23 protein-coding genes and 2 tRNA genes are annotated in these 26,253 nt (G+C 70.2%); 11 read left to right on the top strand and 14 right to left on the bottom strand.

The window, feature by feature from the left end; all coding sequences use genetic code 11:
* Window positions 1–66 precede the first annotated feature (66 nt).
* Window positions 67–1,065 carry a hypothetical protein gene (locus ABT025_RS22075; protein ID WP_350996979.1) on the top strand — a complete coding sequence of 333 codons (999 nt, stop codon included), beginning with the start codon at window positions 67–69 and terminating at the stop codon, window positions 1,063–1,065.
* Between the two features lie 74 nt (window positions 1,066–1,139).
* Here ABT025_RS22075 and clpX read toward each other — a convergent pair whose 3' ends face one another.
* The 5 genes from clpX to ABT025_RS22050 all read right to left on the bottom strand — a co-directional run bounded on the left by clpX (window position 1,140) and on the right by ABT025_RS22050 (window position 5,853).
* A complete protein-coding gene (gene clpX, locus ABT025_RS22070; RefSeq protein WP_350996976.1) occupies window positions 1,140–2,438 on the bottom strand; it encodes an ATP-dependent Clp protease ATP-binding subunit ClpX in 1,299 nt (432 codons plus the stop codon).
* 156 nt (window positions 2,439–2,594) lie between these two features.
* Complete coding sequence (locus tag ABT025_RS22065; protein ID WP_350996974.1) at window positions 2,595–3,278, bottom strand: ATP-dependent Clp protease proteolytic subunit; 684 nt, start codon at window positions 3,276–3,278, stop codon at window positions 2,595–2,597.
* A gap of 80 nt (window positions 3,279–3,358) precedes the next feature.
* Window positions 3,359–3,964 carry an ATP-dependent Clp protease proteolytic subunit gene (locus ABT025_RS22060; RefSeq protein ID WP_168713553.1) on the bottom strand — a complete coding sequence of 202 codons (606 nt, stop codon included), beginning with the start codon at window positions 3,962–3,964 and terminating at the stop codon, window positions 3,359–3,361.
* A gap of 266 nt (window positions 3,965–4,230) precedes the next feature.
* Window positions 4,231–5,625: a trigger factor gene (gene tig / locus ABT025_RS22055; RefSeq protein WP_350996971.1), complete on the bottom strand. Its 1,395-nt coding sequence runs from the start codon at window positions 5,623–5,625 to the stop codon at window positions 4,231–4,233.
* A 151-nt stretch (window positions 5,626–5,776) separates the two neighbouring features.
* Window positions 5,777–5,853: transfer RNA gene (locus ABT025_RS22050), tRNA-Pro, on the bottom strand.
* A 166-nt stretch (window positions 5,854–6,019) separates the two neighbouring features.
* On the opposite strand from ABT025_RS22050, the gene ABT025_RS22045 reads away from it, so the two are divergent.
* Window positions 6,020–6,093, top strand: a tRNA-Gly gene (locus tag ABT025_RS22045).
* A 182-nt stretch (window positions 6,094–6,275) separates the two neighbouring features.
* Here the strand turns inward: ABT025_RS22045 and ABT025_RS22040 are convergent.
* Window positions 6,276–6,470, bottom strand: coding sequence for a hypothetical protein (locus ABT025_RS22040; protein WP_123471025.1), 195 nt, complete (start codon window positions 6,468–6,470; stop codon window positions 6,276–6,278).
* Between the two features lie 488 nt (window positions 6,471–6,958).
* On the opposite strand from ABT025_RS22040, the gene ABT025_RS22035 reads away from it, so the two are divergent.
* Window positions 6,959–8,110, top strand: coding sequence for an acyltransferase family protein (locus ABT025_RS22035; RefSeq protein WP_350996967.1), 1,152 nt, complete (start codon window positions 6,959–6,961; stop codon window positions 8,108–8,110).
* Window positions 8,111–8,201: 91 nt separating this feature from the next.
* On the opposite strand, the gene ABT025_RS22030 is transcribed toward ABT025_RS22035, so the two are convergent.
* The gene (locus ABT025_RS22030; protein ID WP_350996964.1) at window positions 8,202–8,687 is read right to left on the bottom strand and encodes an HD domain-containing protein; all 486 of its coding nucleotides are present in this window, start codon (window positions 8,685–8,687) and stop codon (window positions 8,202–8,204) included.
* Between the two features lie 169 nt (window positions 8,688–8,856).
* Here ABT025_RS22030 and ABT025_RS22025 point away from each other — a divergent pair, with 169 nt between their 5' ends.
* Complete coding sequence (locus tag ABT025_RS22025) at window positions 8,857–10,020, top strand: cation:proton antiporter (protein ID WP_350997073.1); 1,164 nt, start codon at window positions 8,857–8,859, stop codon at window positions 10,018–10,020.
* Between the two features lie 52 nt (window positions 10,021–10,072).
* Here ABT025_RS22025 and ABT025_RS22020 read toward each other — a convergent pair whose 3' ends face one another.
* Window positions 10,073–11,218, bottom strand: coding sequence for a PP2C family protein-serine/threonine phosphatase (locus ABT025_RS22020; RefSeq protein ID WP_350996961.1), 1,146 nt, complete (start codon window positions 11,216–11,218; stop codon window positions 10,073–10,075).
* A 105-nt stretch (window positions 11,219–11,323) separates the two neighbouring features.
* Between ABT025_RS22020 and ABT025_RS22015 the strand changes: the two genes are divergently transcribed.
* Window positions 11,324–12,556, top strand: a complete 1,233-nt coding sequence (locus tag ABT025_RS22015; protein WP_350996958.1) for a GNAT family N-acetyltransferase — start codon at window positions 11,324–11,326, stop codon at window positions 12,554–12,556.
* 118 nt (window positions 12,557–12,674) lie between these two features.
* Here ABT025_RS22015 and ABT025_RS22010 read toward each other — a convergent pair whose 3' ends face one another.
* Both ABT025_RS22010 and ABT025_RS22005 read right to left on the bottom strand, forming a co-directional pair.
* Entirely contained in the window at window positions 12,675–13,484 is an 810-nt protein-coding gene (locus tag ABT025_RS22010; protein ID WP_350996955.1) for an Fpg/Nei family DNA glycosylase, read from the bottom strand.
* 87 nt (window positions 13,485–13,571) lie between these two features.
* Window positions 13,572–14,060 (bottom strand): ribose-5-phosphate isomerase, encoded by a 489-nt coding sequence (locus ABT025_RS22005; protein WP_350996953.1) that lies wholly within the window; start codon window positions 14,058–14,060, stop codon window positions 13,572–13,574.
* A 231-nt stretch (window positions 14,061–14,291) separates the two neighbouring features.
* Between ABT025_RS22005 and ABT025_RS22000 the strand changes: the two genes are divergently transcribed.
* On the top strand, window positions 14,292–15,752 hold the full coding sequence (locus ABT025_RS22000; RefSeq protein WP_350996950.1) for an amino acid permease: 1,461 nt from the start codon (window positions 14,292–14,294) through the stop codon (window positions 15,750–15,752).
* An 87-nt stretch (window positions 15,753–15,839) separates the two neighbouring features.
* Window positions 15,840–17,147 (top strand): FAD-binding oxidoreductase, encoded by a 1,308-nt coding sequence (locus ABT025_RS21995; protein WP_350996942.1) that lies wholly within the window; start codon window positions 15,840–15,842, stop codon window positions 17,145–17,147.
* Here the strand turns inward: ABT025_RS21995 and ABT025_RS21990 are convergent.
* Window positions 17,128–17,724: a biotin transporter BioY gene (locus ABT025_RS21990; protein WP_148018696.1), complete on the bottom strand. Its 597-nt coding sequence runs from the start codon at window positions 17,722–17,724 to the stop codon at window positions 17,128–17,130. The two genes, ABT025_RS21995 and ABT025_RS21990, sit on opposite strands and share 20 nt — an antisense overlap.
* Before the next feature lie 391 nt (window positions 17,725–18,115).
* Between ABT025_RS21990 and ABT025_RS21985 the strand changes: the two genes are divergently transcribed.
* From ABT025_RS21985 to ABT025_RS21975, 3 genes are all read left to right on the top strand, one after another.
* The gene (locus ABT025_RS21985) at window positions 18,116–19,537 is read left to right on the top strand and encodes an amino acid permease (RefSeq protein ID WP_350996938.1); all 1,422 of its coding nucleotides are present in this window, start codon (window positions 18,116–18,118) and stop codon (window positions 19,535–19,537) included.
* 188 nt (window positions 19,538–19,725) lie between these two features.
* Complete coding sequence (locus ABT025_RS21980) at window positions 19,726–20,367, top strand: superoxide dismutase (protein WP_350996935.1); 642 nt, start codon at window positions 19,726–19,728, stop codon at window positions 20,365–20,367.
* Window positions 20,368–20,588: 221 nt separating this feature from the next.
* The gene (locus ABT025_RS21975) at window positions 20,589–21,554 is read left to right on the top strand and encodes an aldo/keto reductase (RefSeq protein WP_350997070.1); all 966 of its coding nucleotides are present in this window, start codon (window positions 20,589–20,591) and stop codon (window positions 21,552–21,554) included.
* A gap of 48 nt (window positions 21,555–21,602) precedes the next feature.
* Here the strand turns inward: ABT025_RS21975 and ABT025_RS21970 are convergent, their stop codons facing one another.
* The 3 genes from ABT025_RS21970 to ABT025_RS21960 all read right to left on the bottom strand — a co-directional run bounded on the left by ABT025_RS21970 (window position 21,603) and on the right by ABT025_RS21960 (window position 25,469).
* Window positions 21,603–22,493 carry a DUF4232 domain-containing protein gene (locus ABT025_RS21970; RefSeq protein ID WP_350996932.1) on the bottom strand — a complete coding sequence of 297 codons (891 nt, stop codon included), beginning with the start codon at window positions 22,491–22,493 and terminating at the stop codon, window positions 21,603–21,605.
* A 152-nt stretch (window positions 22,494–22,645) separates the two neighbouring features.
* Window positions 22,646–24,109, bottom strand: coding sequence for a pyridoxal phosphate-dependent decarboxylase family protein (locus tag ABT025_RS21965; protein WP_350996929.1), 1,464 nt, complete (start codon window positions 24,107–24,109; stop codon window positions 22,646–22,648).
* A complete protein-coding gene (locus ABT025_RS21960; protein ID WP_350996926.1) occupies window positions 24,099–25,469 on the bottom strand; it encodes an MFS transporter in 1,371 nt (456 codons plus the stop codon). The genes ABT025_RS21965 and ABT025_RS21960 overlap by 11 nt, the downstream gene beginning before the upstream one ends.
* Before the next feature lie 128 nt (window positions 25,470–25,597).
* Between ABT025_RS21960 and ABT025_RS21955 the strand changes: the two genes are divergently transcribed.
* Window positions 25,598–26,131 (top strand): DUF4240 domain-containing protein, encoded by a 534-nt coding sequence (locus ABT025_RS21955; RefSeq protein ID WP_350996924.1) that lies wholly within the window; start codon window positions 25,598–25,600, stop codon window positions 26,129–26,131.
* Window positions 26,132–26,253 lie beyond the last annotated feature (122 nt).

Below are 26,253 nucleotides of genomic sequence, written 5' to 3'. Positions count from 1 at the left end.
GGCCGTCCGTCAGGATGTTCGGAACGCATAAGAACGCATGAGCATGACGAACAGGGGAAACCGCAGATGAGCTACAACCAGCCGGGCCCGTACGACGGCCAGCCACAGCAGGGCCAGCCCGGACCGTACGGCCAGCAGCCGGGCCCCTACGGCGGTCAGCCGCCGCAGGGCCAGCCGCAGGGCCAGCCCGGTTACGGCTACCCGCAGCAGGCCCCCCAGGGCGTTCCGCCCCAGCAGCAGCCCCCGCAGCCGGGCTACGGCTACCCGCAGGCCCAGCAGCCCGGCCCGTACGGTCAGCAGCCGCCCACTCCCCCGTACGGCGGCCAGCCGGTATACGGCCAGCAGCCCGGCTTCCCGCCGGCCGCCCCGCCGAAGAAGAAGACCGGCCTGATCGTCGGCGGCGTCATCGTGGCCCTGGCGGTCATCGGCGGCGGCGTGTACTTCCTGACGTCGGGCGGGGCCAGCAACAGCGATGTCGCCGACTCCACCAAGGGGTACAAGCTGACGCCGGCGGCTTCGGTGGACAGCTACAAGCTGTCCACCGAAGGCGCCAAGACCGTCAGCCCTATGACCGGGGCCGAGAAGACCAAGGTCGAGACCTCGGGGGTCAAGAACCCCAGCCAGTCCGCCGCGAGCTACCAGGGCGGTTCGGAGAAGGATCTGAGCATGAAGATCCTCAGCTTCCAGGGCTACTGGGGCGACGTCAGCGACCCGGCTTCGGTGATCAACCACTCGTTCGACGAGGCCAAGGCGAACATGACCCAGGGGGACAGCACGACCAAGGCCGAGCTGGTCGGTTCACCGAAGGACGTCACCCCGGCCGGTTTCAAGGGCGCGCTGATGCGGTGCCAGAACCTGAGGATGGACAACCCGGAGGGCGACGGCAGTGTCGACAAGGGACCCAAGTCCCTTGAGATGCCCATCTGCATCTGGGCCGACTACAGCACCGTCGGCATCGTCACCGGCATCGACATGGGTCTCGCCATGACCAACAAGGCCATGTCGCAGGACGACGTCGCCGCGATCGCAGCCAAGCTCTACAACACCTCCCGCACCAAGATCTGATCCACGCACAGCGAAGGGGCGCCCTACCGGCTGAACCGGTGGGGCGCCCCTTCGCGTTGCATACGGAACCGCGGCTACGCCGACTTCTCGTGCCGCCCGTCGTCGCCCTTGCCGATCGTCCGCGGCTCGCGCGGGACCAGGGTCGGGTTGACGTTGTTGCGGACCACGTCCGACGTGATGACGACCCGGGCGACGTCCTTACGGGACGGCACCTCGTACATCACCGATTGGAGGACCTCCTCCATGATGGCGCGCAGGCCGCGCGCGCCGGTCTGGCGCAGGATCGCCTGGTCGGCGATGGCCTCCAGCGCCTCGCGCTCGAAGTCCAGCTCCACACCGTCGAGTTCGAACAGCCGCTGGTACTGCTTCACCAGGGCGTTGCGCGGCTCGATGAGGATCTGGAGCAGGGCCTCGCGGTCCAGGTTGTGGACCGAGGTCAGGACCGGGAGGCGGCCGATGAACTCGGGGATCATCCCGAACTTCACCAGGTCCTCCGGCATGACCTCCTGGAACTGGTCGCTCGCCTGGATCTCCCGCTTGGAGCGGATCGTGGCGCCGAAACCGATGCCCTTGGCGCCGGCCCGGGACTCGATGATCTTCTCGAGGCCGGAGAACGCGCCGCCCACGATGAACAGCACGTTCGTCGTGTCGATCTGGATGAACTCCTGGTGGGGGTGCTTCCGGCCGCCCTGCGGCGGTACGGAGGCGGTGGTGCCCTCGAGGATCTTCAGCAGCGCCTGCTGGACACCCTCGCCTGAGACATCTCGGGTGATCGACGGGTTCTCGCTCTTGCGGGCGACCTTGTCGATCTCGTCGATGTAGATGATCCCGGTCTCGGCCTTCTTGACGTCGTAGTCCGCGGCCTGGATCAGCTTCAGCAGGATGTTCTCGACGTCCTCGCCCACATAGCCGGCCTCCGTCAGCGCCGTCGCGTCGGCGATGGCGAACGGGACGTTGAGCATGCGGGCCAGTGTCTGCGCGAGGAGCGTCTTGCCCGAGCCCGTGGGGCCCAGCAGCAGGATGTTGGACTTGGCGAGTTCGATCGCGTCGTCACGGTTCGAGCCGCCGCCGTTCTCGCCGGCCTGGACCCGCTTGTAGTGGTTGTACACAGCGACCGAGAGGGCCTTCTTCGCGGGCTCCTGCCCGACGACATACCCCTCGAGGAACTCGTAGATCTCGCGAGGCTTGGGAAGTTCTTCCCAGCGGACCTCGCTCGTCTCCGCGAGCTCCTCCTCGATGATCTCGTTGCAGAGATCGATGCACTCGTCGCAGATGTACACACCGGGTCCCGCGATGAGCTTCTTCACCTGCTTCTGGCTCTTTCCGCAGAACGAGCACTTGAGCAGGTCGCCGCCATCACCGATGCGTGCCACGAGGTGCTTCCCCTTCGCCTGGGAGACGCCTGGTTCAGCGGCTCCTGTGCCTCTATCCGACGGTACCTTGCCTGGCCCCCCGTTCGGGCCCCCCTTGGCACGGTTCACACGGCAGAGGCCGGATGAACCTGGCGTGCCAAGGGGTAAAGGCCGACGTCAGGCGGCCGCTCCGGCCGCGGACTTACGGGTCGCGACGATCTGGTCGACCAGACCGTAGGCCAGTGCGTCATCGGCGGTCAGGATCTTGTCGCGCTCGATGTCGTCACGGATCTTCTCGATCGGCGTGGTGGAGTGCTTGGCCAGCAGCTCCTCCAGCTGAGCACGCATCCGCAGGATCTCGTTGGCCGCGATCTCCAGGTCGGAGAGCTGCTCACGGCCGGTCTGCGAGGACGGCTGGTGGATCAGGACGCGCGCGTTCGGCAGCGCCAGGCGCTTGCCCGGCGTGCCCGCGGCGAGCAGCACGGCCGCGGCGGAGGCCGCCTGGCCCATGCAGACCGTCTGGATGTCCGGCTTCACGAACTGCATCGTGTCGTAGATCGCGGTGAGCGCGGTGAACGAGCCGCCGGGGCTGTTGATGTAGATGGAGATGTCCCGGTCCGGGTCCATCGACTCCAGGCACAGCAGCTGCGCCATGACGTCGTTGGCGGACGCGTCGTCGATCTGCACACCGAGGAAGATCACGCGCTCCTCGAAGAGCTTCGCGTACGGGTCGTACTCACGCACGCCCTGCGAGGTGCGCTCCACGAAGCGCGGGACGATGTAGCGGTTGTCCACCTGCGGGCCGGTGTAGAGGCCGCTCGCGGACGCGCCGGGGAAGTTGTTCATGTGGGTGTTCACCATCCTGGTGGCGTTCTGTGGCTGGGTGTCTCGGCGTACGAGAGAAAAGCGGTGCGGTGTGGCGCGGTCCGGTGGGAGCCGGATCAGGCGCCGGTGCCGCCGCCGCCCGGAACGCCCGATGCGACCGTGATGATCTCGTCGATGAGGCCGTACTCCTTGGCCTCTTCCGCGGTGTACCAGCGGTCGCGGTCGCCGTCGCGGATGATCGTCTCCACGGTCTGGCCGGAGTGGCGGGCGGTGATCTCCGCCATCCGCTGCTTGGTGCGCAGCAGGTACTGGGCCTGGATCTTGATGTCCGACGCCGTACCGCCGATACCGGCCGAACCCTGGTGCATGAGGATGTCGGTGTTCGGGAGCGCGAAGCGCTTGCCGGCGGCGCCGCCGGTGAGCAGGAACTGGCCCATCGAGGCCGCCATGCCCATACCGATGGTGACCACGTCGTTCGGGATGTACTGCATGGTGTCGTAGACCGCCATGCCGGCCGTCACCGAACCGCCGGGGCTGTTGATGTAGAGGTAGATGTCCTTGTCCGGCTCGGCGGCAAGGAGAAGCAGCTGTGCGGTGATCTTGTTGGCGATGTCATCGTCGACCTGCTGACCGAGGAAGATGATGCGCTCGCCGAGCAGTCGGCTGTAGACCTGGTCACCGAGGCCTCCACCGAGGGACGGCTCTCCGGCGGCGTAGGGCATCAGATTCGTCACGTATCCACCTGCTCGTCTCTGACGGCTCCGGCCGTCTCAGCGTCTTCGTACCGGGTGGGCCGGGACTCCCCGACCCTTCCTCTTCATGGACCCTAACGCGCAGGTGGGACAACGCCATCCCGCTTCCGCAACTGTTCGCTGGGAGCGCAAGGTCCGCAGTCCGCACAAGGGTTGTGGGGAACGTCCGCCGATACGACGACGGGCTCCGGACGCGGTTACGTCCGGAGCCCGTCGTGCGGGGTTCAGCGCGAGGCTCAGGCCTCGGTCTTCTCCTCGGCGGCGTCGGCGGTGCCCTCGGCGGCCTCGACCACCTCGGTGGCCTCCTCCGCCGCCTCTTCCTCGTCCTCCAGCTCGACGAGCTCACCGTTGGTGTCGACGACCTTGGCGGCCTCGACGACCACGGCCAGCGCCTTGCCGCGGGCGACCTCGCCGACGAGCATCGGCACCTGGCCACCCTCGACGACAGCCTGGGCGAACTGGTCCGGGCTCATGCCGGAGGAAGCGGCACGCCGCATGAGGTGCTCGGTGAGCTCCTCCTGGTTGACGTTCAGCTTCTCCTTGTTGACGAGCTCGTCAAGGATGAACTGGGTCTTGATGCCCTTGATGGCCTGCTCGGACGTCTCCGCCTCGAACTCCTCGAGGGTCTTTCCCTGGATCTCCAGGTACTTCTCGAGGTCGAGACCCATCTGGCCGAGCTGGTGGTGCTCCAGGTTGTGCTTGCGGGTCTGGACCTCGTCCGCGAGCAGCTTCTCCGGGATCGGGACCTCGGCGAGCTTCAGCAGCTCCTCGAGGACGCGCTCCTGGGCCTGGGTGGCCTGGTCGTACTGCTTGGTGTTCTCCAGGCGCTTGCGGCTGTCCGCCTTCAGCTCCTCCAGCGTGTCGAACTCGCTGGCCATCTGGGCGAAGTCGTCGTCCAGCTCGGGGAGCTCACGGGCGGCGACGGCGGTGACCTTGACGGTGACCTCCGCGTCCTTGCCCTCGGCGGAGCCGCCCTTCAGCGCGGAGTTGAAGGTGGCCTCGCCACCCGCCTCCAGGCCGGTGACGGCGTCGTCGATGCCTTCGAGGAGCTCGCCGGAACCGATGGTGTACGAGACACCCTCGGCCACGCCGTCCTCGAGGACCTCGCCCTCGACCTTGGCCTGCAGGTCGATCGTCACGACGTCGCCTTCGGCGGCGGCGCGCTCGACCGGGTTGGTCGAGGCGAAGCGCTCGCGCAGCTGCTCCACGGCCTTCTCGACGTCCTCGTCGCTGACCTCAAGCGCGTCGACGGTGACCTCGATGCCGGAGTAGTCCGGGATCTCGATCTCGGGGCGTACGTCAACCTCGGCGGTGAAGGACAGCAGCTCGCCGTCCTTCAGCTCCTTGATGTCGACCTCCGGCTGGCCGAGGACGTTGAGCTCGCCCTCGTTGACGGCCTCGGTGTAGAACTTCGGGAGCGCGTCGTTGACGGCCTCCTCCAGCACTGCACCACGGCCGAACCGCTGGTCGATGACCCGGTTGGGGATCTTGCCCTTGCGGAACCCCTTCACCGTGACCTGCTGGTTGATCTTCTTGTACGCCGCGTCGAGGCTGTCCTTGAGCTCCTCGAAGGGCACCTCAATGCTGAGCCGAACCCGGGTCGGGTTCAGGGTCTCCACGGCGCTCTTCACGGTTCGGTCTCCTTGGTGGCTGACTTCTTGGGGTTCTGCTCCACCGCACAGGAGGCGGCTTCGCGGACCGAGCCCGGTACATCAGACACACGGGCACGCATTTTGCATAGTAACGGCAAGGGGGAGAACTCCCACAATGCGATCTTGCCGGTGGTCGGGGTGGCCGGATTCGAACCGACGACCTTCCGCTCCCAAAGCGGACGCGCTACCAAGCTGCGCCACACCCCGTCGGTGCGACACGAAGGGTACATGCAGACGGGCAGTGCATCGGACGTTTTTACGCGGGCGCCACCGGACTCGGAGCCGCGTGCCGCAATCGGGTGTGCGGACAACGGCCGCGACCCGCTACGATGCTTCTCGTGCCGCGGTCCCCGTGACCTGCGGTGCGCTGCATGCGGGCGTAGCTCAATGGTAGAGCCCTAGTCTTCCAAACTAGCTACGCGGGTTCGATTCCCGTCGCCCGCTCCATGCTTCGGGCCCGGCCCGGCGGATCCCCTCGGGGATGTCCGCCGGACCGGGCCCTTTGCGTTCCCGGCCGGTTCCGGCCGCTCCTCGCACGGAGCGACCCCGGTCAGTGGCTGATGCGGCGGACAGCCGATCCTGCGGACTGTTGGTCCGGGGAGCAGCTGATCCGGCAGAAGCCGGTCCGTTCAGAAGCTGATCTGGTTGATGCTCTGCGCTATCGAGTCCATGAACTTCTGGATCGACGGCGCCATGCCGGTCGATGCCAGGAAGAAGCCGAAGAGCACCGCGACGATCGCGGGTCCGGCCTTGATGGAGCCACCTCGGATCAGGACCACCAGGATGATCGCCAAAAGAAGCACCACGGACAGTGAAATGGCCACGACTGCTCACACCCTCGGTCGGTCCGCCTTGCCGGCCCGGAGGTGTGCGGCCGCGCACTCCTCCGTTGGCGTCCATCGTGCCACCAACTCCCCTGTGGTCGCTGCCAGGTGAGGAATCGACCTGTCGATATCGCGCCATCTTGCGCCCCCTGCGCCCCCCGCGCGCCGGTCACTTGGCGAGGCAGGACCGGGCACCGGGCGTGCGGCAGCCGGGCCTCCGGCAGCGCGCCCAGCAGCGGAAACCCTATGCGGCCGGGAAATTGCGACGGTGATCGTTTCTGTATCCACACAGTTTACTCACAGGCAATTCCTATGTTGAGCGAGACGTAATTCACCACGAGCAACTGCCTGCCGATATGCACCATTTAAGGAGGATTAACACGGTCATACCGGACAGTTTTCGATGGTTTGACTTTTAATCGAACGGGAACACGCAATACCCGACGGTGGTTTTACGAATTGCAATCGAGGCGTCTAGGGTGCCTGAGATGTTCCAAGCTCCGAACGTATTTCAGAGGGCCACGCTCCCACCGGCGACCCGGGAGTCGGAGCCCAGACCCCGAGCGGTGGTGATCACGGACGACGGCCCCGCACCGGCCCCGGCCCGGCCCGCGGAGGACGCTGCCGCGAAGAGGCGTGACGCCTACTTCGACAATGCCAAGTACCTGGCCATCGTGCTGGTCGCGGTGGCTCACTCGTGGGTGCCGGTCATGGAAGGCAGCAGGACGGCCCGGGCGCTGTACATGGTGACCTACACGTTCCACATGCCGGCCTTCATCATCATCTCCGGCTACTTCTCGCGCTCGTTCGACATGAGCCCGGCCAAGGCGAAGCGTCTGATCACCGGCGTCGCCGTGCCGTACGTGGTGTTCGAGACGGCCTACACGCTGTTCCGGCGGTACGCGAACGGAGAGTCCGACGCCGCGATCAGCCTGACCGACCCGTGGTACCTCGCCTGGTTCCTGATCGCGCTGTTCATCTGGCGGCTCACCACTCCGCTGTGGCGCAGCATGCGATACCCGCTGACGGTCTCCCTCGTCATCGCCGTCCTCGCATCGGTCACCCCCGGCATCACCGAGCACCTCGACCTGCCGCGGGTGCTGCAGTTCCTGCCGTTCTTCGTTCTCGGCCTCCAACTCAAGCCCGAGCACTTCCAGTTGGTCCGACGCCGCGAGGTGCGGCTGCTGGCCCTGCCGCTGTTCGCCGGGGCGCTGGCCCTTGCCTACTGGGCGGCGCCGCGGATCACGACGGACTGGTTCCTGCGTGACTTCTCCGCCCAGGACATGGGCGAACCCTGGTGGGCGGGCGTGCTCATGACGCTCTTGCTGTTCGGTGGCGCGGTGCTGCTCACCGCCGGGTTCCTGTCATGGGTCCCGAGGCGCCACATGTGGTTCACGGTGCTCGGCGCCGGCACGATCTGCGGCTATCTGCTGCACGGGTTCATGGTGAAGGGCGTCGAGTACTCCGGACTCATCGACCGGAACGACTGGCTGATCTCGCCGGCCGGTCTGGTGCTGGTCACCGTCGTCGCCTCGGCCGGGGTGACCCTGATGTGCACGCCGCCGGTACGGCGCGTCCTGCGATGCGTCACCGAGCCGGACATGAACTGGGCGTTCCGGCGGGAGTCCGCGAAGCTCTGAGCGGAACACCCCGGGGAGCAGGACACAGCCGTCAGGCACCGGGACACGTCGGAGCCCGGCCCGTTCACGGGCCGGGCTCCGACGTGTTGGCTCAATCCCGTCGTTCGGTGGTCGGTTGCGGGACGGTGAGCCCGAGCAGCTCCCGTACCAGCGCATACTTTTCGGTCAGCCGGGTACGGGTCGCCGGCTCCAGCACCGCGAGGCGGGCCGGGTCGGCGTTGTGCGCGAGGTCGGCCTCCTTGATCAGCAGGGCGCCGGGCGTGGCCAGGATGCGCCGGGAGTACGCCCGCAGGTCCTCACCGTCCCTCTTGGTGACGGCGAGGACCATGTCCTTGACCTCCTGAGGCAGCGCGGCCCCGGCCAGCCAGCGCGCCGACAGTGCGTCGTCCTCGACCGCGTCGTGCAGCCAGGCCGCGGCGATCTGTCCGTCGCTGCCGCCCCGGGCCCACACCCCCTCGGCGACGGCCGCGAGGTGCTCGCCGTACGGCCTGCCCGCCTTGTCCCGCTGCGCGGCGTGGGCCTCGCGGGCGATGGCCTCGACTTCGGTCAGGGTCAGCTGTGCGCGTGATGCCGTCATGGCCCGACCCTACGAGGTGCGCCCTCGCCGTCCGTCCTTCATCGCCCGGCCACCGGCGGCCATAGTTGCAGCGTCAATCGTTCGGTAAACTAATTACTGACGATTTCTTGACGCTCTCTTGACCCGACGAAGGACCAAGCTCATCGGACACGCAGACACGCTCATCGCCATGGGCGGCGCCTTCCTCGCCGCCGCCGTCCTCGCCCGCGTCGGCAGCCGTATCGGACTGCCGACCATCCCGCTGTTCATCCTGGCCGGGATCCTGCTCGGCCCGCACACCCCAGGCATCGTTCTCGTCGCCGACCCGCACGACCTTGAGATGCTCTCCGCACTCGGTCTGGTGCTGCTGCTCTTCTACCTCGGCCTGGAATTCCACCTCGACGACCTCAAAGCGGGCGGCCGCAAGATGGCCGTCGCGGGCGGCGCCTACCTCGCCCTGAACGTCGGCGCCGGGCTCGGCTTCGGCTTCGCGCTCGGCTGGGGCACCTCGGAGGCGCTGGTCCTCGCCGGGGTGCTCGGCATCTCGTCGTCGGCCATCGTCACCAAGGTCCTGGTCGACCTCGGCCGCATCGGCAATCCGGAGACCAAGCCGATCCTCGGCATCATCGTCGTCGAGGACGTGTTCCTCGCCCTGTACCTGGCAGCCCTCCAGCCCATCCTGTCGGGCGCCGACAGCCTCGCGTCGGCCGCGGTCGACGGCGGCAAGGCCTTCGGGTTCCTGCTGATCCTCGCGCTCGCCGCCCGGTTCGGCACCAAGGTCATCGGCAAGCTCATCAACACCCGGGACGACGAACTCCTCGTCATCTCCTTCCTCGGCGCCGCCGTCCTCGTGGCCGGCATCTCCGAGTGGTTCGGTGTCGCCGACGCCATAGGCGCCTTCATGGTGGGCCTGATGCTCGGCAGCACGACCTCGGGGCCCCGCATCCTCAAGCTGGTCCACCCGCTGCGCGACGCCTTCGGCGCGATCTTCTTCTTCGCCTTCGGCCTCTCCATCAACCCCGGCGACCTGCCGACCGTGCTGTGGCCGGTGCTGGCCGCCGTGGCGGTGACCCTCGCCATGAACGTCGTGGCCGGGCTCGCCGCCGCCAAGGTGTACGCCTTCGGCCCGCAGGCCACGGCGAACATCTCCACGACTCTGGTGGCACGCGGCGAGTTCGCCCTGATCCTCGCCACGATGGCGGCGGGCGCGGGGCTGGACGAACGGCTCTCCCCGTTCATCGCGGGCTATGTGCTCGTCCTCGCGGTCCTGGCACCCCTGGCCGCCGGGCGATCGCACTGGCTGGCCCGGCTGCTGCCCGGCGGGCGCGAGGCGATTCCGCTCCCGATCCGGTGACGTGGAACCGACCGCGTTGACGTGCGTCCGGTTCGAGCCGGTTGTACACGGTTCAGGATCTGCGTGACAGCAGCAGCAGCGCCCGGTCGTCGTTGACGTCCTTGGCGCAGGCCTCGATGAGGTGCCAGGCAGCACCCTCGAAGCCCGTGGTGACATAGCGGTCGGCCTCGCCCGTCAGCCGGTCGATGCCTTCCGCGATGTCACGGTCGGAGGCCTCCACCAGCCCGTCGGTGAACAGCATCAGCACGTCACCGGGGGCCAGGTGCCCCTTCACGGCGTCGAACTCGGCCCCGTCGTACACCCCCAGCAGCGGGCCCTCCGCCGCCATCTCCTCCCACTGACCGCTGCCGGCGTGGAGCTGGAGGGCGGGCGGATGGCCTGCCGAGAGGAGCTCGTAGTCACCGGACTCCAGGTCCAGCACCAGGTGGATCGACGTGGCGAAGCCCTCGTCCCAGTCCTGGCGCAGCAGATAGCCGTTGGCCGCGGGCAGGAAGCCGTGCGGCGGCAGCGATCCGAGGAGTCCGCCGAAGGCGCCGGAGAGCAGCAGTGCCCGGGAGCCCGCGTCCATGCCCTTCCCGGAGACATCGGTGAGTACGGCCTCCAGGGTGCGGCCGCCGTTGGTGCGGGCCGCGACGACGAAGTCCCCGGAGAAGGACTGGCCGCCCGCCGGGCGCAGCGACATCTCGCGGTGCCAGCCCTGCGGGAGGCGGGGCAGCGCGCTCTGGACCCGGATGCGTTCGCGCAGGTCGAAGAGCATGGTGCCGCCGCGCCGCCAGGGAACGCCGACCCTGGCACGGAACTGGGCGAGGATCAGGCCCAGGAATCCGCAGGCGGCGACCGTCAGCACGGTGCCGGGGGTGACCCGGGCCGGTCCGTTCTCGTACGGACCGAGCCAGAGGGACTCCACGATCAGGGCCGCGGCGGCGGTCGCGTACAGGCCGAGCAGGCTGGCGGGCCGCAGCAGCAGTCCACCGGCGACGATCGGCAGGACGAGCACGGTGGGCGAGCACCACACCGGGTTCCACAGGGTGGCGCAGGTGATCGCCGGGATGGTCAGCAGCAGCCCGGCCAGGGCGATCCAGTCCGATCCGTCCCCGCGGAAGTAGTCGACCCCGGACCTGCGCAGCGTGGTGCGTACCCGGTGCACCGATTTCCGCCATCGGGCCGGGTATGTCTCTGCTCCTGCGCGTCGGGCCATTGCGGGGACCTTATCCACCCGGCGGGCTCCGGTGCAGGGGGACCCCTGTGACAATGCGTTCGAAAACGACTCGCCCGGCCGCGAAAGCCCTGGTAGGCATGGCATATGACTACAGAGCTCCGTGTATTGCAGCAGTCCGAATGGAACAAGTGGTTTTCGTCCTTGGAGCTCGCGTTCGGAGGAGCCCAGGAGCCCGCCGAGCAGCGGGAGCAGTACGAGTCCGTGACCGAGTACGAGCGGTCGATCGGCATCTGGGACGGCGACGACGTGGTCGCGACGGCGGGGGCTTTCAGCTTCCGGGTGGCCGTGCCCGGCGGGGCGCTGGTGCCGGCGGCCGGGGTCACGATGGTGAGCGTCGCCTCCACCCACCGCAGGCGCGGTCTGCTGACCGCGATGATGCGCCGCCAGCTCGACGACGTACGGGCGCTGGGTGAGCCGATCGCCCTGCTGACGGCTTCGGAGCCGGCGATCTACGGCCGGTTCGGGTACGGGGCCGCGACCCGCCAGATGTCGCTGGCGATCGACACGGACCGGGTGCGGCTGAGCCTGCCCGAGGGCACGGACGAGGTCCGGCTGCGGTACGCGCGTGAGGACGAGGCGGTCGCGGCGTGCGAGAGCGTGTACGCGCGGCTGGTGCCGGGCCGGCCCGGAACCCCGGTCCACGGCCCCGGCTGGGAGCGCAAGTCGCTGATCGATCCGGCGAGTTCACGCGAGGGCGGCTCTGCTCTGCAGTGCCTGCTGGCGGAACGTGACGGCGAACTCGTCGGCTATACGAACTACCACATCAAGCCGGAATGGGAGAACGCGGGCCCCAAGGGGCGCATCGTGGTGAGCGATCTGGCGGCGCTGGACCCGGCGGCGTACGCGGCGCTGTGGCAGTTCCTGTTCGGGATCGACCTGACGTCGACGATCGACGCACGGAACAGGCCGGCGGACGACGCCGTGCTGCATCTGGTGTCGGACGTGCGGCGGTGCGACATCCGGCTGCGGGACTCGCTCCATGTACGACTGGTGGACGTGGGCGCCGCACTGGAGGCGCGGGCCTACCGAGGCCCGCTGGACGTGGTGTTCGAGGTCGAGGACACCTTCTGCCCCTGGAACGAGGGTCGTTGGCGGCTGACGGTCGACGCGAAGGGCGGTGCGTCGTGCAAGCGCACCGCGGACGCGGCCGATCTGGCGCTGTCGGTACGGGAGTTGGCCTGCGCGTACCTGGGCGGTGAGGCACTGGTCTCGCTGGCCCGGGCCGGACGGGTGCGCGAGTTGCGGGCCGGCGCGGTGGCGGAGGCGTCGTCGGCGTTCCTGTCCGACGTGGCGCCGTGGCTGCCGCGGGGGTTCTAGGGCCGCTCGTTCGGATCATGCCGGGCTCGCGGGCCCGGCACGCACGTCTGCCGCGTTGTCGTCCGGCGATCGAGGACAACGGTGCGGCCGGAGGCGGCACGCAGGGCGGGCGACACCGCTAGGCGGACTGGCACCCCGGGCACCAGAACAGGTTCCGGGCTGCCAGATCCGCCGTGCGGATCTCCGTACCGCAGATGTGGCAGGACTGGCGGGCGCGCCGGTAGACGTACACCTCGCCGCCGTGGTCGTCCACGCGCGGCGGGCGGCCCATCGCCTCGGGCAGGTGCTCGGGGCGCACCGTGTCGATGCGGTTGTTCCGCACGCCCTCGCGCATCAGCGCGCCCAGGTCCGCCCAGATCGCGTCCCACTCGCGGCGGGTGAGGTCCCTGCCGGCCCGGTACGGGTCGATGCCGTGCCGGAACAGCACTTCGGCGCGGTACACGTTGCCCACGCCCGCGACGACCTTCTGGTCCATCAGCAGGGCCGCCACGGTGATCCGGCTGCGGGAGATCCGCTGCCAGGCGCGCTCCCCGTCGTCACCGGGGCGCAGCGGGTCGGGGCCCAGCCGGTCGTGTATCGCGCGCTTCTCCGCGTCGGTGATCAGGGCGCAGGTGGTGGGGCCCCGCAGGTCCGCGTGGTGCTCGTCGTTCAGGACGCGCAGCCGGACCGTGTCGGTGGGCGGCGGGGCGGGGACCGTACCGAATCCGAGCTTGCCGAACAGGCCGAGGTGGATGTGGACCCAGCCGGTGTCACGGAAGCCGAGGAAGAGGTGCTTGCCGTGGGCGTCCGCCCCGTCCAGGACCCGGCCGTCGAGCAGGGCCGCGCTGTCGGAGAACTTTCCCTGGGGGCTGCTCACCCGCACCGGCCGCCCGGCGAACCGGTCCCGGTGGTCCTCCGCGAGGCGGTGGATGGTGTGTCCCTCGGGCACGGCTGCGGTCCTCCTCGGTGAGGTGCGGGGCTGGGCGGACATGGCTGTGCCGCCGGGGCTGCCGGCGGCACTGAGTGGGTGGGGTGGTCAGCCCTGCTGCGGGTGGTGGGCCGGGATCGGGGGGAGCTCGCCGGTGTTCTCGTACGCCGTGAGCATTTCGATGCGGCGGGTGTGCCGCTCCTCGCCCGAGTACGGGGTGGAGAGGAAGATCTCGACGAACTTGGTGGACTCCTCGGCCGTGTGCATCCGGCCGCCGATGGAGATCACGTTGGCGTTGTTGTGCTCGCGGCCCAGCGCGGCGGTCTGCTCGCTCCAGGCGAGTGCGGCGCGGACGCCCTTGACCTTGTTCGCGGCCATCTGCTCGCCGTTGCCCGAACCGCCGATCACGATGCCGAGGCTGTCCGGGTCCGCGGCCGTCTTCTCGGCGGCACGCAGGCAGAACGGCGGGTAGTCGTCCTGGGCGTCATAGATGTGGGGACCGCAGTCGACGACTTCGTGGCCCTGTGCATTGAGCCACTCGACGAGGTGGTTCTTGAGTTCGTAACCGGCATGGTCGGATCCGAGGTACACGCGCATGGGAGGAGTGTGGCACGAGCGACGCCGGGTAACCGACGACGGGGTGCGGTGTGCCCCTGATGTGCGGGCCCTGTGTGCGCAACGCCACTGAGGCAACGATCCGGTCAACGAACCGGAAGATGGGGTTCCGCTTTCGGGGTTCACCGGGCTTCAATGCATCGCTTGCCGCTCCGCCACCGCGGTGCGGCCGGCAACGCAACCGAGTGATCCGAAAACGTAAGGATTCGATCCATGACGTCGCAGACGACTCTGGCAGGGCCGGGCCACCAGCCCGACGGGCCGGACCGTTCGGACCGGACGGAGTCCCAGGGCGGGCTCCAGGCCGGTCTCAAGAACCGTCACCTCTCGATGATCGCGATCGGCGGTGTGATCGGCGCGGGCCTGTTCGTGGGCTCCGGCGCCGGCATCGCCGCCGCCGGACCGGCCATTCTGCTGTCGTACGCACTGGTCGGCCTGATGGTCGTCTTCGTGATGCGGATGCTCGGCGAGATGGCGGCAGCCCGCCCCGCGTCGGGTTCCTTCTCCACCTACGCCGACCAGGCGCTGGGCCGCTGGGCCGGTTTCTCGATCGGCTGGCTGTACTGGTTCTTCTGGGTCGTGGTGCTCGCCGTCGAGGCCACGGCGGGTGCCAAGATCCTGGAGGGCTGGGTTCCGGGCGTACCACAGTGGGGCTGGGCCCTGATCGTGATGCTGGTGCTGACCGCGACGAACCTGGTCTCGGTCGGTTCGTACGGCGAGTTCGAGTTCTGGTTCGCCGGGATCAAGGTGGTCGCGATCGGCGCGTTCGTGATCCTCGGCCTGCTCGCCGTCTTCGGCGTGCTGCCCGGATCGGACCACGCCGGATCGGGGCTCGCCCACCTCACCGACACCGGCGGCTTCTTCCCCGAGGGTCCGGGCGCGATCCTCACCGGGGTGCTGATGGTCGTCTTCTCCTTCATGGGCAGCGAGATCGTGACGCTGGCGGCCGGCGAGTCGGAGAATCCGCAGCGTGCCGTCCAGAAGGCCACCAACAGCGTCATCTGGCGCATCGCCGTCTTCTACCTGGGCTCGATCTTCGTCGTACTGACGCTGCTGCCGTGGAACGACCCGTCGATCCTCGAAAAGGGCAGCTACGTCGCCGCGCTCGACGTCATCGGCATCCCGCACGCCGGTCAGGTGATGGACGTCATCGTGTTGACGGCCGTGCTGTCCTGCCTGAACTCCGGCCTCTACACGGCCTCCCGGATGGCGTTCTCGCTCGGCGGCCGCGGCGACGCCCCCAAGGCGTTCGCCCGGACCAACAAGCGGGGCGTGCCGCAGGCGGCGATCCTCTCCTCCGTGGTCTTCGGCTTCGTCGCGGTCTTCTTCAACTACCAGTGGCCCGACACCGTCTTCGCGTTCCTGCTGAACTCCTCCGGCGCGGTCGCCCTCTTCGTCTGGCTGGTCATCTGCTTCACCCAGCTGCGGATGCGCGGGATCATCCTGCGCGAGTCCCCGGAGAAGCTCGTCGTACGGATGTGGCTCTTCCCGTATCTGACCTGGGCGACCATCGCGATGATCTCGTTCGTCCTCGTCTACATGCTCACCGATGACGCCGGTCGCGAGCAGGTGCTGCTCTCGTTGCTGGTCGCGGTGCTGGTGGTGGCCGTCTCGCTGGTCCGGGAGGCGCGCAGGCGCCGGAGCGTCACTCCGGCCGGGTCCGCCGGCAGCTGATCATCCATACCTGACGGCCGTTGTCAGGTATGACGGGGAGGCTCTCCCTCGCAAGCGCATCGAGCGAGCGACTGGAGAGCCTCCGCCATGACTGCCGCCCCCACCGGATACCAGACCGGTTTCGCGATCCGCCCGGACCTCGTCGTCGAGGCCGCCGGCGCCGAGGACGTACGCACCGCGGTGGCCCGGGCCGCCCGGGACGGGCACCGGGTCGGCGTCCACGCCACCGGGCACGGCCTGGCCGGGGCTGTCGACGGCGGGGTCCTGATCGCCACCCGGCGGATGGACTCCGTGCAGGTCGACCCGGTGCGCCGCACCGCCCGGATCGCTGCGGGCGTGACCTGGGGCCGGGTGATCGAGGCCGCCGCTCCGCACGGGCTCGCCCCGCTGAACGGCTCCGCCCCCGGTGTCGGGGCCGTCTCGTACACGCTCGGCGGAGGTCTCGGCGTGCTGGCCCGGGAGTTCGGCTACGCCGCCGACTCGGTCCGCTCCCTCGACGTGGTGACCGGGGACGGGGTGCTGCGCCATGTCACCGCCGCGGACGAGCCGGAGCTGTTCTGGGGGCTGCGCGGCGGCGGGCACCGGCTGGGCGTGGTGACGGCGATGGAGACCGGGCTGGTCCCGGTGGCCCGCCTGTACGGCGGCTCGATCTCCTTCGACGGGGACGGGGAGGCCGGTACGGAGGTGCTCCGGCGCTACCTGGAGTGGACCCGGACCGTGCCCACGGCCCTGACCTCCTCGGCCGGCGCGCTCGTGTACCCGGACCTCCCCCAGGTGCCGCGGGAGTTGCGCGGCCGGTACGTGATCTCGGTGCGGGTCGCGTACACCGGCACCGCGGCCGCGGGCGAGCGCCTCGTCGCACCGCTGCGGGAGATCGGCCCCGCACTGGCGGACTCGCTGCGGGAGATGCCGTACACCGAAAGCCACACCATCCACAGCGATCCGCCGTTCCCGCACGCCTACTACGGGGACGGGCTGATGCTGAGCGGGATCGATCCCGGCCGTGCGGCGCGGGTGCTGGAGCTGACCGGCCGGAAGGCGCCGATGATGACCGTGGTGCAGCTCAACCATCTGGGCGGCGCCCTGGCCGCCGCGCCGGACCCGGACAGTGCCGTGCCGTACCGGGACGCCGGATTCCTGCTGCGGCTGCTGTCGCCGCTCGACGGTACGGACGTGGCGTCGGTCCGGGCGCTGTACGAGCGGGTGGCCGCGGTCCTGGGGCCGCTGGTCGTCGGCCGTTCGCTCAACTTCTCCTTCGGCGGCGGGGACCGTACCGAGGGCCTCCACGGCCCGGAGACGCGGAAGAGGCTCGCCGGTCTGGTGTCGCGATACGACCCGGCGAGCCTCTTCGGAGGCGCTTACGGAAGCGGTGGCGTCAGCCGCGACGGCCGATGAGCTTCCAGGACGCGGGCAGCGCGCCCATGGCGAGCGCGGCCTTCAGCGCGTCGCCGAGCAGGAACGGCGTCAGACCGGCCGCGATCGCGGCGCTCGCCGACATGCCGGTGGACAGCGCCAGGTAGGGCACGCCGACCGCGTAGATGATCGCCGAGCCGAGCACCATCGTGCCCGCGGTGCGCAGCACCGAGCGGTCGCCGCCGCGGCGGGCGAGGCCGCCGACGACGGTGGCGGCGAGCAGCATGCCGAGCACGTAGCCGAAGGAGGCACCGCCCGCGCCGGAGCTGCCGGCGGAGAACCACGGCATGCCGGCCATGCCGACGAGCGCGTACACGGCGAGGGCCAGGAAGCCGCGGCGGGCGCCGAGCGCGGTACCGACCAGGAGTGCGGCGAAGGTCTGGCCGGTGACCGGGACCGGGGAGCCGGGGACCGGGACGGCGATCTGGGCCGCTATGCCGGTCAGCGCGGCGCCGCCGAGCACCAGGGCGGTGTCCACGGCGTAGCGGTGCCGGGCGGCGGGCAGCAGGTCGGCGAGGACCGCTCCGGTACGGACGGGGGCGGCGGCAGCAGTGCTCATCGGGACTCCGCGGGGTGAGGGCAGGTGGGGACAGACTGAGCCTGACGTTAGCCGACGGAGTATCGCCTGATCACCATCAGCGGCCGACAAAGCGGCGGTTGGAGGATTGGTGGGATTCACACAAAGCGCGGCCCACAATCACATCGGGGCGTGACGCTCATCACTGAGGCGATGGCAGACCGTGGCGCCTCCGGCCGGGAGGGCCGGAGGAGTCCGGACTGTGAATTCCCTCTAAAACGACCGTTCGTGGCGGCGGCCGGTACCGAGCGGCCGGGTGCGCGTGGTGTGTGAGCCTGGTGCCCGTATAGCGGACGGCGGTTCCCCGTGACCGGGACGCGTGTTCAGACTGTGTACACGTCCCCCCGTCTCACCGACCGAACAGAGCTCGTCCATGTCTCGGACCTCCGCGCCTCCCCCCACAGGCTCTCCGGCTGTCGCCTCCGGCACCGGAGGCGACTCGGCCCTCACCCACGGACTCAAGCAGCGCCACCTGTCGATGATCGCCCTCGGCGGGGTCATCGGCGCCGGACTCTTCGTCGGCTCCGGGGCGGGCATCGCCGCCGCGGGGCCGTCGATCGTCATCGCCTACGCGGTCTCCGGCCTGCTGGTCATGCTCGTGATGCGCATGCTCGGCGAGATGTCCGCGGCCAATCCCGCCTCGGGTTCGTTCTCCGTCCACGCCGAGCGGGCCATCGGGCCGTGGGCCGGGTTCACGGCGGGCTGGGCCTTCTGGGTGCTGCTCTGCGTGGCCGTGGGCCTGGAGGGCATCGGTGCCGCCAAGATCGTCACCGGCTGGCTGCCCGGGACCCCGGAGTGGGCCTGGGTGGCGCTGTTCATGGTGGTGTTCCTGGGGACGAACCTGGCCTCGGTGACGAAGTTCGGCGAGTTCGAGTTCTGGTTCGCCGCGCTCAAGGTCGCCGCGATCACGCTGTTCCTGGTGCTGGGCGTGCTGGCGATCCTCGGGGTTCTCCCGGGCACGGACGCCCCGGGCACCGCCAACCTCGGCGGTGAGGGCGGCTTCATGCCGAACGGCCCCGAGGGCCTGGTCATCGGGCTGCTCGCCTCCGTCTTCGCGTACGGCGGTCTGGAGACCGTCACCATCGCCGCCGCGGAGTCCGAGAACCCGGTGCGGGGCGTCGCGAAGGCCGTGCGGACGGCCATGTGGCGGATCGCGCTGTTCTACGTCGGCTCGATGGCGGTCATCGTCACGCTGGTCCCGTGGGACGACCCGGAGGTGGTGGAGGTGGGTCCGTTCTACGCGGCCCTGGACCACCTCGGCATCCACGGCGCCGCGGAGATCATGAACGTGGTCATCCTGGTGGCCCTGCTCTCGGCGATGAACGCCAACGTCTACGGCGCCTCCCGCATGGCCTGCTCCCTGGTCGCCCGCGGCCAGGGCCCGAAGCGGCTCGGCCGGGTCACCTCCGGTGTGCCGCGCACGGCCGTCCTGGTCTCGTCGGTGTTCGGCTTCCTGTGCGTGCTGCTGAGCTACTGGCGCCCGGACGACGTGTTCCCCTGGCTGCTCAACATGATCGGCGCGGTGATCCTGGTCGTCTGGATATTCATCGCGGTCTCCCAGCTGATCCTGCGCGCCCGGATGGAGCGCGAGGCGCCGGAGAAGCTGGTGGTGCGGATGTGGCTCTTCCCGGGCCTGACGGTGGTGGCGCTCCTCGCGATGGCCGGCATCTTCGTCCTGATGCTCCGCCAGCCCGACACCCGCGACCAGCTGGTGGCGACGGGCGTACTGACGGCGGCCCTGATCGCTGTCGGAGTCGTAAGGCAGCGGCGTTCCGCGGCGGCAACGGACGAGTGATCCCGGCACACGAAGGCGCCGGGCGGGTCGGATCACTCCGGCCCGCCCGGCTTTTTCGCGCGCCGGAGCGGGTGCGGGACCGCGGTCCTACGCCGAAGGACTGATCCACCCTCAGCCGCTCCTGCTGTTAGCCTGCTCTTGCATATAGGTTGCAATAACAACAGGGCAGCAGCTGGAGGGTTCGAACCATGGCCACGTACACGCTTCCGGAACTCCCGTACGACTACGCGGCGCTCGAACCGGTCATCAATCCGCAGATCATCGAGCTCCACCACGACAAGCACCACGCCGCGTACGTCAAGGGCGCGAACGACACCCTGGAGCAGTTGGAGGAGGCACGGGACAAGGAGGCCTGGGGAGCGGTCAACGGACTCCAGAAAAGCCTCGCGTTCCACCTCTCCGGCCACATCCTGCACTCGATCTACTGGCACAACATGACCGGCGACGGCGGCGGCGAACCCCTCGCCGCGGACGGTGTCGGCGACCTCGCGGACGCGATCACCGACTCCTTCGGCTCCTTCACGGGCTTCAAGTCCCAGCTGACGAAGGCCGCGGCCACCACCCAGGGCTCCGGCTGGGGCGTCCTCGCGTACGAGCCGGTCAGCGGCAAACTGATCGTCGAGCAGGTCTACGACCACCAGGGCAACGTGGGCCAGGGCTCGGTCCCGGTCCTGGTCTTCGACGCCTGGGAGCACGCCTTCTACCTCCAGTACAAGAACCAGAAGGTCGACTTCATCGAGGCGATGTGGCGCGTCGTCAACTGGCAGGACGTGGCGAAGCGGTACGCGGCCGCCAAGGAGCGCGCCGACGTCCTGCTGCTCGCCCCCTGACCCCGGCGCGCCGAGAACGTCCCGCCTCGTGATCGTCTTCTCAACCTTCGCCGGGCGGGCGGACGAAGGAGGGGTCCCCGCCTGGACATGACAGGCGGGGACCCCTTTGTCCTGCGAAGAATCCACCTGCCCCGGCCGCCCGGCTCGCCTATCGTCGACCTGATCTCCGGCCCGGGGAAACAGCTCCGGCCGGTACCGGAACCACCACATGGGGGATGGCTGTGCGCTACCGCGACCTGGGACGCAGTGGACTGTCGGTGTCCGAGATCGGCTACGGCGCCTGGGGCATCGGCGAGTCCAGCTGGGTGGGCGCGACGGAGGACGAATCCGTGCGGGCCCTCCACCGGGCCGTCGACCTCGGCGTGAACTTCATCGACACGGCGCGCGGATACGGCGAGAGCGAACGCATCGTGGGACAGGTCGTGCGCGAACGGGCCGCCGACGAGGTGCTCGTCGCGACCAAGGTGCCGCCGAGGAACCGGAAGTGGCCCGCACAGGACGGCACGGACCCCGGCGACGCGTTCCCGGGCGAGCACATCCGTACGAGTGTGGAGACGAGCCTGAAGGCGTCCGGCCTCGACCACTTCGACGTCCTGCAGTTCCACGTCTGGAACGACGAGTGGGTGGGGCGCGGGGACTGGCTGGAGACGGTCGCCGGGCTGAAGCGGGAGGGCAAGATCCGGCTGTTCGGCGTCTCCGTCAACGACCACCGGCCCGAGAGCGCGCTCGCGCTGGTGCGCAGCGGCGCGGTGGACAGCGTGCAGGTCATCTACAACGTGTTCGACCAGGCACCGGCCGACGAACTGCTTCCCGCCTGCGAGGAGCACGGCGTCGGGGTGATCGTCCGGGTCGCGCTGGACGAGGGCGGGCTGACGGGCCGGATCACCGCGGACACGACGTTTCCCGAAGGCGACTGGCGCAACCGCTACTTCCGGGACGACCGCCCGGCCCAGGTCGAGCGGCGGGTGGCGGCGATCGTCGCGGACCTGGGCATCGAGCAGGACGCGGTCGCGGAGCACGCGCTGCGCTTCGTCCTGAGCTCGCCGGCGGTCTCCACCGTCATCCCCGGCATGCGCAGTGTGCGCCATGTGGAGCGCAACACCGCGCTGAGCGACGGGCGTCCGCTCACCGCCGACCAGCTCGCCGTGCTGGCCGGGCACCGCTGGCAGCGCAACTTCTACTCCTGAGCCACGGGCGGGCGCCGGGCCGCCGGCTCGGCGCCCGTCGCAGGGCACTCACCGGGCCGCCGTGTCGTCCTTCGTCCACGGCCCGACGCCGAGCCGGCCCGTGGTCCCGAGGTCGAGTTCCGGGGTCACCGTCACGGGCGCGGCGCCGGCCTTCGCCGTGACCCTGACGTACGGGGCGTTCACCGCGTCGCCCGCGCCGGTGGTGTTGCGCCAGGCCAGGTTGGCGTACGCGGACTCGCCCGGCCGCAGCGTCACGGGGCGGGGAGCTGCATCGCCGCCGATCCCGGTGGAGATCTTGTCGGTGCCGTGGAGAATCCGCACGCCGCTCACCGGCTCGCGGCTCTCGTCCAGCAGCTGGAGTCCGGGATACCCCTCGACCTCGTAGGCGGCGGTGCCGCAGTTGAGCAGGTGGAGGCCCACCACGCGCAGCCCCATGGCGGCGTCGCCCCGGTCGGCCGTGACGCGGATCCCGGAGGGCGGGCAGGTGCCGGAACCGGAGGACGCCTCGTCCGCCGCGACGGTGCGCACCTTGATGATCCGGGCCTGTCTCCCCCGGGCCACGACCGGCTCGTCGTCCGTGTCGAGGGTGCGCCGCACGGTCTGGCCGGGCTTCACCGACTCGACCGTGCGCGTGGTGTTGTCCATGGCCTGACCGGACTCGTTCATCAGGGTGAACGTGATGGTGAAGGTGAGCGCCTCCTTCTCGGTGTTGGTGACCTCGAACTCGGTGACCGGAGCCCCGGAGGGGCCGCAGAGCCGGTTGACGACGGTCACGTTGTCCCACGTCCGGCCCGAGGGATCGGCGACGGGCGGGGCGGAGGCGCACGTGGCGGATGCGGCAGGGGACCCCGGGCCGCCGGCCGGCTCCGTCCCGCATCCGGCGAGCAGCGCGGTGCTCGCGAGGGCGGCACACAGGGCGAGAGGGGTGGCGGTACGCATGCGCCCAGAAGATCAGGGGCCGCCCGCCCCGGCTGTGCTCCGGATCACATATCGCGTCACGGTGGCGTCACAACAGCGGCCGGGCCGGGCGGCGTACGCGCCGGGCGTCGCGCGGCGGACGGCAGTCCGACGGCTGGCACCGGGGCGGGCCCTCAGATCCGGAAGACCGATCCCACGAACTCCGCGAGCAGCCGTTCCTTCAGCGGTCCGGGGAGCGCGTCCAGAAGGATCAGGACCGGGGCCATCCGCGTCGGCAGGCCGCCGTCGCCGGTGAGCCCCGCGAAGGCCAGGACCGCCTCGACCTCGTCGGGCCCGAGCTTCGACGGATCGAGCCCCGCGGCCAGTTCGGCGAGGGCGGGATCCACCGTGACCGGGGGCAGGGCGCGGGCCGCGCGCAGCGCCGTCGCGAGATCGGCGAGCAGGGCGTCCACCTGGCCGACCGTGGCCGGGGTCAGGGTGAGGTGGAGGTTGGGCGGCAGACCGTCGAAGGAGAGCTGCGGCTGGAGATACCAGCCGCGCTCCCGCATCTCGTCCGCGAGGTGGAGCAGCAGGCTCGGGCCCGGGGTGTCGTCCGGTCCGTCCACGAGCGTGAAGGCGACGAGCCCGGCCGAGGGGTCGCCGAGCACCCTGACGCCGCTCATGGTGCGCAGCCCGGCGAGCAGCCGGTCGGACGCATCGGCCACCCGGCCCGCCAGCGCGGTGTACCCGTCCTCGCCGACGTACCGCAGCACCGCCCACGCCTGGGCCAGCAGTCCGGCGGACTTGGTGCCCTGGACGGTCGGGTTGACGACGGGGTAGCCGGGCCAGCCCGCGTGGGCGAAGTACTGGTGGCGGCGGAGTTCCGCGTCGCGGTAGAGCACCACGGACGCGCCCTTGTCGGCGTAGCCGTACTTGTGCAGGTCCACGGAGAGCGAGGTGACACCGGGCACGGAGAGGTCGAACGGCGGTATCTCCCGGCCCGCGCGCCGCAGATGGGGCAGGATCCAGCCGCCGATGCAGGCATCCACATGGCACAGGACGCCCCGTTCTGCGGCGGCCGCCGCGATCTCGGCCACGGGATCGATCACGCCGTGCGCGTACGAGGGGGCCGAGGCGACGACGAGGGCGGTGCGCGAGGTGATCGCAGCGGCCACGGCGGCGGCGTCCGCCCGGTACGTGGACCGGTCGACGGGCACCACGACCGCTTCCAGGCCCAGGTAGTGGGCCGCCTTGTGGAAGGCGGCATGGGCGGTGGAGGGCAGCACCAACTGCGGCTCTGTCACACCGCGTTCGGCCTCGGCGTGGTCGCGGGCGGTCTTCACCGCGAGCAGGATCGACTCCGTACCGCCGCTGGTGAACGTGCCTTGCGCACCCGGCACGCCCAGCAGTTCGGCCGCCGCCCCCACCACGTCGTTCTCCAGGCGGGCGACGCTCGGGAAGACCGTGGGGTCCAGGCCGTTGACCGTCGCGTACGCGCTGTACGCGGCGGCGGCCAGCTCGTCGAGGCCCTCCAGGCCCGCGTCGTAGACGTACGCGAACGTCCGGCCGCCCCGGGTCGGGGCGTCGGCGCCCCGCAGGGCGGCGAGTTCGGCGAGGACGTCCGCGGCGGGGACGGCGGGTGCGGGATCAGTCGGCATGGGCGGACTCTTCCTGGAGAGGGGCTCGGTACAGGTGCAGCAGCCACAGGCTCGCCGCGGCCAGGACGGCGGGGATCACGCTCATGCCGAGCGTGATCCCGGTCAGCGCCGCCTCGGGCTGGTCCACCCGGTGGGCGGCGTCCGAGGACCGGAAGCCGGTCACCGCCAGCACCAGGGCGAACGCTCCCGCGCCCAGTGCGAAGGCCAGGGTCTCGGCCGCGGTCCACAGCCCGGTGAACGTCGCGGCCCGCCGCTTCCCGGTCCGGGCCACGTCGTCGGCGAGGGTCTCGGCCAGCATGGTGAGCGGCAGCAGCTGGAGCCCGGCGTACGCGATCCCGATGACGGCGACCGCCGCATAGCCGAGGGCCGGTCCCGCCTGCCGGGTGAAGGCGAGCGCGACGGCGCCCACGAGGTAGAACAGCGAGGCGCACCACTGGGCGTACGACGTGGAACGGAGCCGGGCCAGCCGGTTCCACAGCGGCATGAACAGCACCAGCGGGCCGATCATGCAGGCGAAGAGCGGGGTGACGGCACCGGCCGAGCCGAGGGTGTACGTGGCGAAGTACTGGACGCCCGCGAGCATCAGGCCGATCGCGAGGGCCTGGAGCGTCCACATGGCGGCAAGGGTGCGGAACGGCCGGCTGGAGCGGGCGGCGGCGAGCTGGGCGCGCAGGGACGGTTCGGCCTCGCTGCGGGCGACGGCCGGGGCCCGGCGGGTGGTGAACCAGGCGCCGAACATGCCGACGGCGAGGAGCGCGGCGACCGCGAGGCCCATCAGCCGGTAGCTCGCCGGGGTGTCCCCGTCGGCGTGCGCGATGGCGGGGGCGAGCGCCCCGGAGAGCAGGATGGCGACGCCGAGGAAGGTGACCCGCCAGCCGAGGATCCGTCTGCGTTCGTCCGGGTCCTCGGTCATCTCGGCGGGCATCGTCACGTACGGCACCTGGAAGACGGCGTAGGCGGTGGCGGCCAGCAGGAACAGGGCCGCCACATAGCCGGCGGCGGCCGCGCCGCGCAGCGGCGGTGCGGCGAAGAGGAGGGCGAAGAGCGGCGGCAGGGTGCAGGCGCCGATCAGCAGGAAGGGCCGGCGCGGACCGCCGCGCAGCCGGCTGCGGTCGGAGACGGCGCCGACCAGGGGATTGATCAGGACGTCCCAGGCCTTGGGGAGGAACACGGCGGCGCCCGCGACGGCGGCGGGCACGGCGAGCACATCGGTGAGGTAGTAGAGCAGGATCAGTCCGGGCACGGTGGCGAAGGTGCCCGTACAGAGCGAGCCGAGCCCGTAGCCGATCCTGACCCGGCGGGGCAGGCGTGGGGCCGTGTCCGGTTCCGCTTCCGGGGCCATGCGGGCGTCGGCTGGCATGCCGCCGATCATGAACGAGAGTTCGAGCCCGCGGCAAGGGTCCGGCATGACAGGTGTGTGAACTCGGCCTGTACCGACGGCGGCTCGGGCCGGGCCCGTTGTCAGACCCCTGCTGCATGCTTCGGCCCATGGACACCAAGGACTTCTGGAAGCTGATCGACGACGCGCGCACCCTGGTCGTCGACCCCGCCGACGCCCGGGCCGTTGCCGGGCGGATGGCGGCGCTGCTCGCCCAGCGGCCGGCCGACGACATCCTCGCCGCGCAGCAACTGCTGTGGGACCTGATGGCGGTGTCCTACCGGGCGCCGCTCTGGGCCGCCGCCTGCACGATCAACGGCGGCTGCTCGGACGACGGCTTCGACTACTTCCGGGCCTGGCTGATAGCGCAGGGCCGGGAGGTGTTCGAGCGGGTGGTGGCCGACCCCGACGCACTGGCCTCGCTGCCGGTGGTCCGGGCTGCGGCGGCCGAGGACGCCGACCTGGAGTGCGAGCGGGTGCTCGGGGTGGCGTGGGACGCGTACCGGGAGGCGACGGGCGAGCAGCTGCCCGCGGCCTCGTTCACGATCGACTACCCGGCGCTGGAACCGGATTGGGACTTCGACTTCGACGACGCGGAGCAGATCGCGCGGCGGCTGCCGCAACTGGACGCGCTGTACGGGTGAGACACCGGGGTGCGGGGGGGGGCCGGCCCCCCCGCCCGGGGCGGGGGCGGGGGGGTTGCGGCGCGGGGGGCCGGGGCGCGGGGTTGCGGTGTGTGGAGGGGGGGGGGCGGCCCCCGGGCGGC

It is taken from the genome of Streptomyces sp. NPDC002809 (genome assembly GCF_040295435.1).
GTDB lineage: Bacteria > Actinomycetota > Actinomycetes > Streptomycetales > Streptomycetaceae > Streptomyces.
This window is presented reverse-complemented; position numbering and strand designations above follow the sequence as displayed.

What these genes read in the sequence shown, in the direction of transcription:
- ABT025_RS22075 (WP_350996979.1), top strand. Translation starts at nt 67, where the DNA reads ATGAGCTACAACCAGCCGGGCCCGTACGACGGCCAGCCACAGCAGGGC.
- ABT025_RS22065 (WP_350996974.1), bottom strand. Translation starts at nt 3,278, where the DNA reads ATGGTGAACACCCACATGAACAACTTCCCCGGCGCGTCCGCGAGCGGC.
- ABT025_RS22060 (WP_168713553.1), bottom strand. Translation starts at nt 3,964, where the DNA reads ATGCCCTACGCCGCCGGAGAGCCGTCCCTCGGTGGAGGCCTCGGTGAC.
- ABT025_RS22035 (WP_350996967.1), top strand. Translation starts at nt 6,959, where the DNA reads ATGTTCCAAGCTCCGAACGTATTTCAGAGGGCCACGCTCCCACCGGCG.
- ABT025_RS22030 (WP_350996964.1), bottom strand. Translation starts at nt 8,687, where the DNA reads ATGACGGCATCACGCGCACAGCTGACCCTGACCGAAGTCGAGGCCATC.
- ABT025_RS22025 (WP_350997073.1), top strand. Translation starts at nt 8,857, where the DNA reads ATGGGCGGCGCCTTCCTCGCCGCCGCCGTCCTCGCCCGCGTCGGCAGC.
- ABT025_RS22020 (WP_350996961.1), bottom strand. Translation starts at nt 11,218, where the DNA reads ATGGCCCGACGCGCAGGAGCAGAGACATACCCGGCCCGATGGCGGAAA.
- ABT025_RS22015 (WP_350996958.1), top strand. Translation starts at nt 11,324, where the DNA reads ATGACTACAGAGCTCCGTGTATTGCAGCAGTCCGAATGGAACAAGTGG.
- ABT025_RS22005 (WP_350996953.1), bottom strand. Translation starts at nt 14,060, where the DNA reads ATGCGCGTGTACCTCGGATCCGACCATGCCGGTTACGAACTCAAGAAC.
- ABT025_RS22000 (WP_350996950.1), top strand. Translation starts at nt 14,292, where the DNA reads ATGACGTCGCAGACGACTCTGGCAGGGCCGGGCCACCAGCCCGACGGG.
- ABT025_RS21995 (WP_350996942.1), top strand. Translation starts at nt 15,840, where the DNA reads ATGACTGCCGCCCCCACCGGATACCAGACCGGTTTCGCGATCCGCCCG.
- ABT025_RS21990 (WP_148018696.1), bottom strand. Translation starts at nt 17,724, where the DNA reads ATGAGCACTGCTGCCGCCGCCCCCGTCCGTACCGGAGCGGTCCTCGCC.
- ABT025_RS21985 (WP_350996938.1), top strand. Translation starts at nt 18,116, where the DNA reads ATGTCTCGGACCTCCGCGCCTCCCCCCACAGGCTCTCCGGCTGTCGCC.
- ABT025_RS21980 (WP_350996935.1), top strand. Translation starts at nt 19,726, where the DNA reads ATGGCCACGTACACGCTTCCGGAACTCCCGTACGACTACGCGGCGCTC.
- ABT025_RS21970 (WP_350996932.1), bottom strand. Translation starts at nt 22,493, where the DNA reads ATGCGTACCGCCACCCCTCTCGCCCTGTGTGCCGCCCTCGCGAGCACC.
- ABT025_RS21965 (WP_350996929.1), bottom strand. Translation starts at nt 24,109, where the DNA reads ATGCCGACTGATCCCGCACCCGCCGTCCCCGCCGCGGACGTCCTCGCC.
- ABT025_RS21960 (WP_350996926.1), bottom strand. Translation starts at nt 25,469, where the DNA reads ATGCCAGCCGACGCCCGCATGGCCCCGGAAGCGGAACCGGACACGGCC.
- ABT025_RS21955 (WP_350996924.1), top strand. Translation starts at nt 25,598, where the DNA reads ATGGACACCAAGGACTTCTGGAAGCTGATCGACGACGCGCGCACCCTG.